This is a genomic window from Rhizobium sp. PRIMUS64, assembly GCF_023006465.1.
Taxonomy (GTDB): Bacteria; Pseudomonadota; Alphaproteobacteria; order Rhizobiales; family Rhizobiaceae; genus Rhizobium; species Rhizobium leguminosarum.
Genome location: NZ_JALBGX010000190.1, coordinates 1 through 10,008, shown reverse-complemented (window position 1 = coordinate 10,008; position 10,008 = coordinate 1). Strand labels below are relative to the sequence as shown.

Annotated in this window: 10 protein-coding genes and 1 pseudogene; 5 read left to right on the top strand and 6 right to left on the bottom strand. The window is 62.1% G+C overall.

From position 1 onward, the window contains the following. A pseudogene (locus MOV76_RS36335) lies at positions 1-210 on the top strand (MarR family transcriptional regulator); the annotation flags it as partial. A 166-nt stretch (positions 211-376) separates the two neighbouring features. On the opposite strand, the gene MOV76_RS36330 reads toward MOV76_RS36335, so the two are convergent. The 6 genes from MOV76_RS36330 to MOV76_RS36305 all read right to left on the bottom strand — a co-directional run bounded on the left by MOV76_RS36330 (position 377) and on the right by MOV76_RS36305 (position 7,308). Next, on the bottom strand, positions 377-586 hold the full coding sequence (locus tag MOV76_RS36330; RefSeq protein WP_003545273.1) for a cold-shock protein: 210 nt from the start codon (positions 584-586) through the stop codon (positions 377-379). Between the two features lie 278 nt (positions 587-864). After that, positions 865-1,428: a YdeI family protein gene (locus tag MOV76_RS36325; RefSeq protein WP_247266361.1), complete on the bottom strand. Its 564-nt coding sequence runs from the start codon at positions 1,426-1,428 to the stop codon at positions 865-867. A gap of 119 nt (positions 1,429-1,547) precedes the next feature. After that, positions 1,548-3,761 (bottom strand): 3-hydroxyacyl-CoA dehydrogenase NAD-binding domain-containing protein, encoded by a 2,214-nt coding sequence (locus MOV76_RS36320; RefSeq protein ID WP_247266360.1) that lies wholly within the window; start codon positions 3,759-3,761, stop codon positions 1,548-1,550. A gap of 16 nt (positions 3,762-3,777) precedes the next feature. Continuing rightward, on the bottom strand, positions 3,778-4,161 hold the full coding sequence (locus MOV76_RS36315) for a cupin domain-containing protein (protein ID WP_028731542.1): 384 nt from the start codon (positions 4,159-4,161) through the stop codon (positions 3,778-3,780). A 2-nt stretch (positions 4,162-4,163) separates the two neighbouring features. Beyond that, the gene (locus MOV76_RS36310; protein WP_018447614.1) at positions 4,164-5,372 is read right to left on the bottom strand and encodes an acetyl-CoA C-acetyltransferase; all 1,209 of its coding nucleotides are present in this window, start codon (positions 5,370-5,372) and stop codon (positions 4,164-4,166) included. 139 nt (positions 5,373-5,511) lie between these two features. Further along, positions 5,512-7,308: an acyl-CoA dehydrogenase C-terminal domain-containing protein gene (locus tag MOV76_RS36305; RefSeq protein ID WP_247266359.1), complete on the bottom strand. Its 1,797-nt coding sequence runs from the start codon at positions 7,306-7,308 to the stop codon at positions 5,512-5,514. A gap of 256 nt (positions 7,309-7,564) precedes the next feature. Here MOV76_RS36305 and MOV76_RS36300 point away from each other — a divergent pair, with 256 nt between their 5' ends. The 4 genes from MOV76_RS36300 to MOV76_RS36285 all read left to right on the top strand — a co-directional run. After that, positions 7,565-8,254, top strand: coding sequence for a DNA-3-methyladenine glycosylase I (locus MOV76_RS36300; protein ID WP_018447616.1), 690 nt, complete (start codon positions 7,565-7,567; stop codon positions 8,252-8,254). A 73-nt stretch (positions 8,255-8,327) separates the two neighbouring features. Further along, a complete protein-coding gene (locus tag MOV76_RS36295; protein ID WP_018447617.1) occupies positions 8,328-9,029 on the top strand; it encodes an SDR family NAD(P)-dependent oxidoreductase in 702 nt (233 codons plus the stop codon). An 86-nt stretch (positions 9,030-9,115) separates the two neighbouring features. Then, a complete protein-coding gene (locus tag MOV76_RS36290) occupies positions 9,116-9,481 on the top strand; it encodes a VOC family protein (protein ID WP_018447618.1) in 366 nt (121 codons plus the stop codon). Positions 9,482-9,811: 330 nt separating this feature from the next. Further along, positions 9,812-10,008 (top strand): hypothetical protein (locus MOV76_RS36285; RefSeq protein WP_247266358.1); only part of this gene is annotated, 197 nt, incomplete at its 3' end.

Genomic DNA, 10,008 nt, shown 5'->3' with positions numbered 1-10,008 from the left:
GCCTATGCCGACAACCCGCAGCACCAGCGCGCCAAGCTGGTGCGGCTGACGGAAGAAGGGGCGGCGCGGCTCGGCGTCATCGAGATCGCGCAAGCCGGATGGGCCGACGGGCTGGGCGGCGCCTTCACGTCAGCCGAACTCGATGCGGCGCGGGCGGTGATGGCGCGGGTCATGGAGATGCTGGAGGCGGATGAGGCGTCCCGCGGCTGAATAACTCACCACGGCATGTCTTGGGAAACCGAGCGGATAAGGCACGGCATCCGCCTGCCAGACACAAAAAAAGGCCGGGTTAACCCGACCTTCCCTGCTATCTCAACGAACCGTGCCAGTACATCCGTGGTCACGATCCGGAGATGATATTCAAAGCCTTGAAGGCTCAGGCCGCCTGGAGGCGGTCTGCCGACATCTTGCCGGACTTGTTGTCGCGGACGAGCTCGTAAGACAGCTTCTGGCCATCCTTGAGATCGCGCATGCCAGCGCGTTCAACGGCGGAGATGTGGACGAAAACGTCGGCTGCGCCGTCATCCGGCTGAATGAAGCCGAAGCCCTTGGTTGCGTTGAACCACTTTACGGTACCTGTGCTCATGACGATATCCTTTTCGAATCGTTCATAGAAGAATGCAGCTCGGACAAATGCCGAGCGGCGATGAAAACCGATTTTGGAGGAAGTTCGCCAGGAACGACGCGAGGCCGTTTCAAAGTTCATCTAGCAAGATCGATGCGCGGATATGTAATCGGAAATTGTGTCCGTGACAAGGCCGCACCAAGGGAAATCGGTGACGTTTCAGACACCGCGGACAGGTCTTTCCCTGCCGCGTGCACGGAAAACCGGGGGCGAGGTTTTTGCAGAAACTGAAATACCGTCTATTCGGCCCGCGCCAACCTGGTGATCGCCTTGCCGAGGCGGGCGACCCGCACTTCCGGGCTCGTTGCCTTCAGGAGTGGCAGGACGATTGCATATTGGCCGGTCTTGTCGAGCCGAGCAAAGGCAGCGCCAGCGGCAGCGTTCTCAGCGAGCGCCGCCGCCAGATCGTCCGGTAGGCCGGCATCGCGTTGTGGAGCGTAGGCGACAGTCCAGCGTCCGTCGGCTTTGGCGGCAGCGACTTCGGCAAGGCCCGCGGGCCGCATGCGCCCGGTTTCCGCGAGTGCTGTGACCCGATCGACATTGAGCTTGGACCACGGACTTTTGGCGCGCCGGGGCGAATAACGCTGCAGGTAGGAGTTCGAGTCAAACCCCTTGCGCTGGCTGTCAATCCAGCCGTAACAGAGCGCCACATCCAGCGCCTCATCGATGGTGATGAGAGTTCGTTTCGGATTTTTCTTACCGATCTTCAGCCAGGCGCCGGTCGATGCTGCGTGATGCACGCAAAGCCAGGATTCCCACTCCAATGGATCGGCGAAGGCGAGGATGTCGGTGGATGGTTGCATGGGCGGTCCGATCCGGGTGACAGCGAGGCGTGTGTTGCTTGGCGATTACGGATTGCCGTCACCCCCTGCCCCATTCAACATTTGAAACCCGGCAAGAGCGGCACAGCTCAAAAGGCGGCCTAAGCCGCCTTCCCCACCTTTGCATAGGGGTCGAACCGACCGTAAAAGGTCTCGCCCTTGGCGGCCATGTCCTTCAGCAGCGGCGTCGGCTTGAAGTGACTTCCGTAAGCACTTGCTAACTTCTCAGCCAGTTCCACGAAAGCCTTCGCGCCCATCCCGTCGATATAGCTCAGCGCTCCGCCGGTGTAGGGCGCGAAGCCAAAGCCCAGGATCGACCCGACATCCGCCTCGCGCGGATCGGTGACGATGCCTTCCTCCACGGTGCGGGCGGCTTCCAGCGCAATGGTCACGAGGAAGCGTTGCTTCAGGACGTTGACGTCAACCTCGTCCGCCTGCTTCTGCGGGTAGAAGGTCTTGAGGTCGGGCCAGAGGGACTTCTTCGCCGGTTTCGGTGGATAGTCGTAGAAGCCCTTGGAATTCTTGCGGCCGAAGCGACCTTCCTTTTCCACCATGCGGGAGATCAGCTCCATATGCCTGGGGTCGATGGCTTTTTCGCCGAGATCGGCGACCGTCGCCTTGAGGATTTTCAGCGAGAGGTCGATGGCGACCTCGTCGTTGAGCGCCAGGGGGCCAACCGGCATGCCGGCCATCTTGGCGGCATTCTCGATCATCACAGGCGGCACACCCTCGATCAGCATGTCGTAGCTTTCCGACATGTAGCGCAGCACGCAGCGATTGACGAAGAAGCCGCGGGTGTCGTTGACGACGATCGGCGTCTTCTTGATGGCTGCGACATAATCAAGAGCGACGGCCAGCGCCTTGTCGCCGGTGTCGCTTCCGAGGATGACCTCAGTCAGCATCATCTTCTCGACAGGCGAGAAGAAGTGGATGCCGATGAAATCGGCCGGGCGTTTCGAATTCTTGGCGAGACCCGATATCGGCAGGGTCGAGGTATTGGAGGCGAAGATCGCGCCGTCGGGCAGCACGGCTTCGACCGCCTCGATGACCGCTTTCTTCACCTCGCGATCCTCGAACACCGCCTCGATGACGAGATCGGCATTGGCGAGGTCGGCATAGTCGGCCGAGGGCGTGATGCGGGAGAGCAGTGCGGCCGCTTCATCCTGCGTAAGGCGCCCCTTACCGACCGAATCCTTGACCAGGCCTTCCGAGACGGCCTTGCCCTTGGTCGCCGCTTCGATGTCGCGGTCGATCAACGTCACGGGAATGCCGGCGGCGGCGGTGACATAGGCGATCGAGGCGCCCATGAAGCCGGCGCCGACGACGCCGATATGTTTCAGCTCGGTCTTCGCGTGACCTGCCGGGCGGCGGGCGCCCTTGCCGAGCTCCTGCATGGAGATGAACAGCGAACGGATCATCGAGAAGGCTTCACGGGTCTGGAGCACCTCGGTGAAATAACGCTGCTCGATCTTCAGACCGGTGTCGAACGGCACCTGCAGGCCTTCGTAGACGCATTTCAGGATGGCAAGCGCTGCCGGATAATTGCCCGATGTTTCCCTGCGCAGGATCGCAGGCGCCGCCGGCCAGAGCTGGGCGGAGGCCGGCGTCCAGATGCCGCCGCCAGGCGCCTTGAAGCCCTTCTCGTCCCAGGGGGCGACCGGCTTCAGGCCATCCTTGATCATCTGCTTGGCGGCCGGGATGAGCTGATCCGGCTCGACCACCTGATGCACGAGGTTCATCGCCTTGGCGCGGGAGCCGGTCAGCGACTGGCCCGTCGTCATCATCTGCAGCGCATCCTGGGCGTTCGCCAACCGCGGCACACGCTGCGTGCCGCCGGCGCCGGGGAAGATGCCGACCTTCACCTCGGGCAGTGCAATCTTGACGCTCTTGGCATTGGAGGCGACACGGCCATGGCAGGCAAGCGACAGTTCGAAGGCGCCGCCCATGCAGGTGCCGTTGATGGCGGACACCCAGGGCTTGCCCGATGTTTCGAGTTTGCGGAACAGGCCGCTCATGCGGCCGACCAGGCCGAAGAGGTTCTGCACCGCTGTCTCTGGGCTCTTTGCCTTCTCCTCCTGATAGGAGCTGAACATCGATTTGATCATCGACAGATCGGCGCCGCCGGAGAAGGAGGATTTGCCGGAGGTGAAGACGACACCTTTGACGGAAGCATCAGCGGTCGTGGCGTCGATGATGGCGTCGAGTTCGGCCATCACCTCGGCGGTGAAGACGTTCATCGATTTGCCGGGCATGTCCCAGGTGACGAGAGCGATGCCATCGGCGTCGGTTTCGAGCGTGAAATTGGTGTAGGTCATTGGGTTTCCTCCCCGATCAGGCCGGCAAATGGCTGCGCTGCGCGTCTAAGGTCTTCGTCTTTTCGGTGACGACATCGCCGGTGTGCTTGGTCTGCGACGGCTCGAAAAGCACGATCCAGCATTCCTCGGGCGCAACCGGATTATGCTCGACACCCCTCGGCACGACATGAAAATCACCGGCCTTGAGATGCACATGCGGGCGATCGCGATATTCGATGGTAAGCGAGCCCTTCCAGATGAGGAAAAGCTCGTCCTCGTCACGGTGGGAATGCCAGGCGAGCTGGCCCTTAACCTTGGCGAGCTTGACGCTCTGGCCGTTGAGATCTGCGATGACGCGGGGCGACCAGTGCTCGGTGACCTCAGCATATTCGGTTTCGATCGTGCCGGTGTTGAAGCCCATCGTCAGACCCTTTCGATAACCGTTGCGGTACCCATGCCGGCGCCGATGCAGAGCGTCACCAGCGCAGTGTTGAGGTCGCGGCGTTCAAGTTCGTCCAGCACCGTGCCGAGGATCATCGCGCCGGTGGCGCCGAGCGGATGGCCCATGGCGATGGCGCCGCCATTGACGTTGATCCTGTCATGGTCGATGTCGAAGGCCTGCATGTAGCGCAGCACCACGGCAGCGAAGGCCTCGTTGAGTTCGAAGAGGTCGATGTCGGAAAGGCTCATGCCTGATCGTTTCAACAGCTTCTCGGTGACGTCGACTGGCCCGGTCAGCATCAGGGCCGGATCGGAGCCGATATTGGCGAAAGCCTTGATGCGGGCGCGCGGCTTTTTGCCCATGCTCTCACCGCCGGCTTTGGAGCCGAGCAGGACGACGCTGGCGCCATCGACGATGCCGGAGGAATTGCCGGCATGGTGGACATAGTTGATGCGCTCGATCTCCGGATGGGCCTGGATGCCGACGGCCTCGAAGCCGCCCATCTCGCCGGGCATCTGGAAGGACGGATTGAGGGAGGCGAGCGCCTGCATATCCGTGCCGGGGCGCATGTGTTCGTCCTTTGCCAGGATCGTCAGGCCGTTCTGGTCCTTGACCGGGATGACCGACTTGTCGAACCAGCCCTCTTCCCAGGCATGGGCAGCGCGCTTCTGGCTCTCGACCGCGTAAGCGTCGACATCGGTTCTGCTGAAGCCGTATTTGGTGGCGATCAGATCGGCCGAGACGCCCTGCGGCATGAAATAGGCCGGGAAATTCACGGAAGGATCCATGAACCAGGCGCCGCCGGACATGCCGAGGCCGACGCGGGACATGCTTTCCACGCCGCCCGCGATGACGATGTCGTCGGCCCCTTGCGCGATCTTGCCCGCACCGAAATTGACGGCATCGAGGCCGGAGGCGCAGAAGCGGGAGATCTGCATGCCGGGCGCCTTGGTGGAGTAACCGGCTTCGAAGGCGGCGGCCTTGGGGATGACGGCGCCGGCATCCATGACCGGATCGACGCAGCCCATGATGATGTCGTCGACCGTGTCCGTATTCAGCCCGTTGCGGTCGCGGATTGCCTCCAGCGTCTTTGCCGCGAGGCGGACGGAGGGCACTTCATGCAGGGCGCCGTCCTTCTTGCCACGGCCGCGCGGCGTGCGGACGTGGTCGTAAATGAAAACCTCGGTCATTGTCTCATCTCCCTGACGGCGCGGCGGCGCCGGTGAATTTCGTTCTTCCCTCTTTCGCCCAACAGGCCACCTCTGCCTGGGTCGAGCCACCGGTCTCGACCCGTCCTTCGGACCCCCGCTGGGGAGAAGAGGGGCACAATCAAAACGCTTCGGCGGCCAGTTCCATCATCGTGTCGGCGCCGGCCTCGATGCGAGCCTTGCGAAGCGCGGTTTCCGGCATCAGGCGTTCCATGAAGAAGCGGGCGGTGATCAGCTTGTTCTTCAAGTAATCCTCGCGGGCGGCATCGCCTGATGCAAGGCCATCCTCGGCGGCTTTCGCCATCTTCGCCCACATATAGCCGAGAATGACGAGGCCGAAGAGGTGCATGTAGTCGGTCGAGCCGGCGCCGGCATTGTCGGGCTTGGCCATGGCTTTCTGCATGAACCACATGGTCGCGCCCTGGACGTCGTTCAAGCCCTTCTTCAGATGCTTGGTGAAGAAGGAGAGCTTTTCGTTGCTGCGGTTCTCCTCGCAGAAATCGCCGATTTCCTTGAACAGGGCCATGGCGGCGCGGCCGCCGTTCAGGGCCAGCTTGCGGCCGACGAGATCGAGCGCCTGAATGCCGTTGGCGCCTTCATAGATCATGGCGATGCGGGCATCGCGCACATACTGGCTCATGCCGTGTTCTTCGATATAGCCGTGGCCGCCGAAGACCTGCTGGGCCATGACGGCATGATCGAAGCCCTTGTCGGTCATCACGCCCTTGAGGATCGGGGTGACGAGGCCGAGAATATCGTCGGCCGTCTGGCGCTCCTTCTCGTCGGTGGCGCGGTGGGCGATATCAGATTTGAGCGCAGTCCAGAGCAGGAAGGCGCGGCCGGCCTCGTTGAAGGCGCGGATGGTCATCAGCGTGCGGCGAATATCCGGATGGACGATGATCGGATCGGCTTTCTTGTCCGGCGCCTTGGGGCCGGACAGCGAGCGGCCCTGGATGCGGTCGCGGGCATAGCTGGCGGCGTTCTGATAGGCGATCTCGGAAATGGCGATGCCCTGCAGGCCAACCATCAGGCGAGCCTCGTTCATCATTACGAACATAGCGTTGAGGCCGCGATTTTCGGCGCCGATCAGGAAACCCTTCGCCTCGTCGTAATTCATGACGCAGGTGGCATTGGCGTGGATGCCCATCTTGTGCTCGATCGCGCCGCAGGAGACAGCATTGCGGGCGCCGAGCGCGCCGTCGTCGCCGACCAGGAATTTCGGAACGATGAAGAGCGAGATGCCCTTGGTGCCCTCAGGCGCACCCTCGATGCGGGCGAGCACCAGATGGATGACATTGTTGGTCAGGTCATGCTCGCCGGCGGAGATGAAGATCTTCTGGCCTGATATTTTGTAGCTGCCGTCAGCCTGCGGCACTGCCTTGGTGCGCAGCATGCCCAGATCGGTGCCGCAATGCGGCTCGGTCAGGTTCATGGTGCCGGACCACGCGCCATCCACCATCTTCGGCAGATAGGTGGCCTTCTGCTCGTCGGAGCCGTGGACGAGCAGCGCGGCGATCGCGCCCTGGGTCAGGCCCGGATACATCATCAGCGACATGTTGGCGGCCGAGGTATATTCGCCGACGGCGGTATGCAGCGTGTAGGGAAGCCCCTGCCCGCCGAATTCCTCCGGCACCGCAAGACCGATCCAGCCGCCGTCGCGATAGGCCTTGTAAGCCTCCTTGAAGCCCTTCGGCGTCGAGACGCTGGCATCATCGTGGCGCGTGCAGCCTTCCTGATCGCCGGAATAGTTCAGCGGAAAGAGAACTTCCTCGGCAACCCGTCCGGCCTCGCCGAGGATCGCTTCTATCATATCGGGGGTCGCGTCGGCAAAACCGGGCAGATTGTTGTAGCGTTCGAGGCCCAGCACGTCGTTCAGGACGAAGAGCGTATCGTTCACCGGGGCCTTGTAGACTGGCATCTCTCGAATTCCTCCCATTCGGCTGACCGGCTCGCGCCGGCCTTGGGCACTGTCTTACAAAATATTGACGTTTGCGTAAACGTCAAATTCTGCAGTTGTGAAGTCTTTTCATGAAAAAATTCGAGAGCGCGAATCCGCGGGCATGCGGCGCTGGGAGGAGACGCCATCTCATCTTCCTTGTCCACCGCAGAACGGCGTATAAGCTGAGGCGTCTTTCAAGCCGCAATCGCGGCAATGTTTCACGAGGGCCGCCGGCATGATCAGTTTCGAGGCGATAAGACAGCGTGCCGAGGAGCGAAAAGGCGGCGCGGCTGCACTTCAGGCATTGCTGGAAAATTACCGGCCGGATCATGAGCGGCTGCGCGCCATGCCCGACGATCGTATCCTGGCGGATATGACGCGACGCATCTTCTACAGCGGCTTCGTCCAGAAGGTGATCGATGCTAAATGGCCGGGTTTCGAAGCGGCGTTTTCCGGTTTCGATCCGGCGACGCTGAATATCGCGCCCGACGACTATTGGCACGCCCTGACGTCGGATGAGCGGATCATCCGCAATGGCGCCAAGATCATGTCGGTTCGGGCCAATGCCGCCTTCATCCGGGAACTGGCGAAGGAATATGGCAGCGCCGGCGTCTTCTTCGCCGACTGGCCACGGGACGACCAGATCGGGCTTCTCGACCTGTTGAGCAAACGCGGCAACCGGCTCGGCGGCATGACCGGGCAATATTTCCTGCGGGGCATCGGCCGCGACAGTTTCATTGCCACGATCGACGTGCTCGCCTGCCTCAGATCCGCCGGCGTGTCGCTCTCCTCGTCGGGCACGACGAAGAAGGACCAGCAGTCGATCCAGCAGGCCTTCAACGACTGGGCGGGGGAAACCGGCCTTTCCTTCATCCATCTCTCGCGCATCAGCGCCTATTCGATCGATTCGGCGCAATCGCACTGAAATTCCAGTCGAGTGGTGGTGCAAACCGTCCGGGCTTCCTACGTCATCAGGACGATCCATCGAGGAAGATATCATGACCGACTTTCCCTATGAGAGCGCACTCATCGTCGGCGCCGGCTCCGGCATCAGCGCATCGCTTGCCCGGCAATTGTCGGCGCAGGGCGTCAAGGTCGGGCTCGCCGCCCGCAATATCGAGAAACTGCAAGGGCTCATCGCGGAGACCGGCGCCAGCGCCTTTACAGCAGACGTTTCACAGCCGGCGAGCGTCGCAGCGCTGTTCGACGAGGCCGCTGCCGCAATCGGCGGACTTGACGTGGTGATCTTCAATGCCAGCGCCCGCCTGCGCGGCCCGCTCGCCGAACTCGATCCCGCCGAGGTCGAGAAGTCTATCGCGACCACCGCTTTCGGCGGTTTCCTGGTGGTGCAGCAGGCGGCGCGGCGGATGATTCCGCGCGGCCGCGGCGCCATCCTCATCACCGGCGCCTCGGCAAGCGTGAAGGGCTTTGCGCAATCGGCCCCCTTCGCCATGGGCAAGTTCGCATTGCGCGGCCTTGCCCAGAGTGCAGCCCGCGAACTCGGGCCGATGGGTATCCATGTCGCGCATTTCGTCATCGACGGCGCCGTGCGCTCGCAGATCCGGCCGGACCGGGCAGATAGCCCGGATGGCACGCTGCTGCCGGAGGCGATCGCCCAGACCTATGTCGACGTGCTTCGCCAGCACCGCAGTGCGTGGTCGCTGGAGGTGGAAGTCCGGCCCTGGACGGAGAGCTTCTAAGCCCCTGCTAAAGGCGGACAAGGCAACTTTCGCGGCGGTTTCAAACAGGCTAGACTTTGCCGTCAACGCTGGCTGGGAGGATACCAATGCCGCGCCTCGACCATGTCACCATCGAGACCCGCGATGCGCCTGGGATGATCGGCTTCCTGGAAGCCGTGCTCGGCGTCAGGGAAGGCTATCGGCCGCCCTTTCCCTCGCCCGGCCATTGGCTCTATCTGGACGACCGCCCGGTCATCCATCTCAGCCTGACATCGCGCAGCACCGATTTTCCACCCGGCATCTTCAACCATGTCGCCTTCAGCCTTTACGAATTCGGGCCGGCGCTGGAACGCATCAAGGCGGGCGGCTATCGCTACGAATATTACGATATTCCCGACACCGATCTCGGCCAGGTCTTCGTCTACGGGCCCGAAGGCGTGAAGATCGAGCTGCAATATCCCAGGCCCGCCTGAACGCGCCGTCGCCATTCGATGTGACGCGTTCGGGGGCAATTGCCGCCAAAAACGGCGTTTGGAACACAAACGTTAAAAAATTCCCATCGGCATTAACGGCTTGTTTACCACGTTTCGTGAAAGGTGCGGATTGAGCAGTAGCGATCCGCATTCCTTTCCCCAGTCTCGCGTTCCTAAGAGATGCCGCTACATCGTTCAGCTTGAGGAAAGTCTAATTGACTATCGTCTTATGAATGATGCGCTCCGGTCCGCGTAAAGACGCGGGCAGCAGACGGAAAAGCCAAAGATCGAGCTCTGACGAGAGGTCGAGCAGTCGAAGCGAGCAAGAAGATGAACGGATCGCGATCAAATCCTTCCCGACAGTCCGACAGGACCTCGCTCGATGCGCTGAACCGCACGATCGAAGGGCTGGAGGCACGCATCGAAGGGCTGATGGGCAGCGGGCGCGAGCAGCGGCCGCGCACGGCAACGGCCGAGCGCGACCCATATGCCGGCTCCCACGCTCCCCGGCCCGCAAAGGCCCCGCC

Excerpts from the sequence above, each read along its gene's own strand:
- MOV76_RS36325 (WP_247266361.1), bottom strand. The coding sequence starts at position 1,428 with ATGCAACCATCCACCGACATCCTCGCCTTCGCCGATCCATTGGAGTGG.
- MOV76_RS36315 (WP_028731542.1), bottom strand. The coding sequence starts at position 4,161 with ATGGGCTTCAACACCGGCACGATCGAAACCGAATATGCTGAGGTCACC.
- MOV76_RS36310 (WP_018447614.1), bottom strand. The coding sequence starts at position 5,372 with ATGACCGAGGTTTTCATTTACGACCACGTCCGCACGCCGCGCGGCCGT.
- MOV76_RS36330 (WP_003545273.1), bottom strand. The coding sequence starts at position 586 with ATGAGCACAGGTACCGTAAAGTGGTTCAACGCAACCAAGGGCTTCGGC.
- MOV76_RS36295 (WP_018447617.1), top strand. The coding sequence starts at position 8,328 with ATGACCGACTTTCCCTATGAGAGCGCACTCATCGTCGGCGCCGGCTCC.
- MOV76_RS36305 (WP_247266359.1), bottom strand. The coding sequence starts at position 7,308 with ATGCCAGTCTACAAGGCCCCGGTGAACGATACGCTCTTCGTCCTGAAC.
- MOV76_RS36300 (WP_018447616.1), top strand. The coding sequence starts at position 7,565 with ATGATCAGTTTCGAGGCGATAAGACAGCGTGCCGAGGAGCGAAAAGGC.
- MOV76_RS36320 (WP_247266360.1), bottom strand. The coding sequence starts at position 3,761 with ATGACCTACACCAATTTCACGCTCGAAACCGACGCCGATGGCATCGCT.
- MOV76_RS36290 (WP_018447618.1), top strand. The coding sequence starts at position 9,116 with ATGCCGCGCCTCGACCATGTCACCATCGAGACCCGCGATGCGCCTGGG.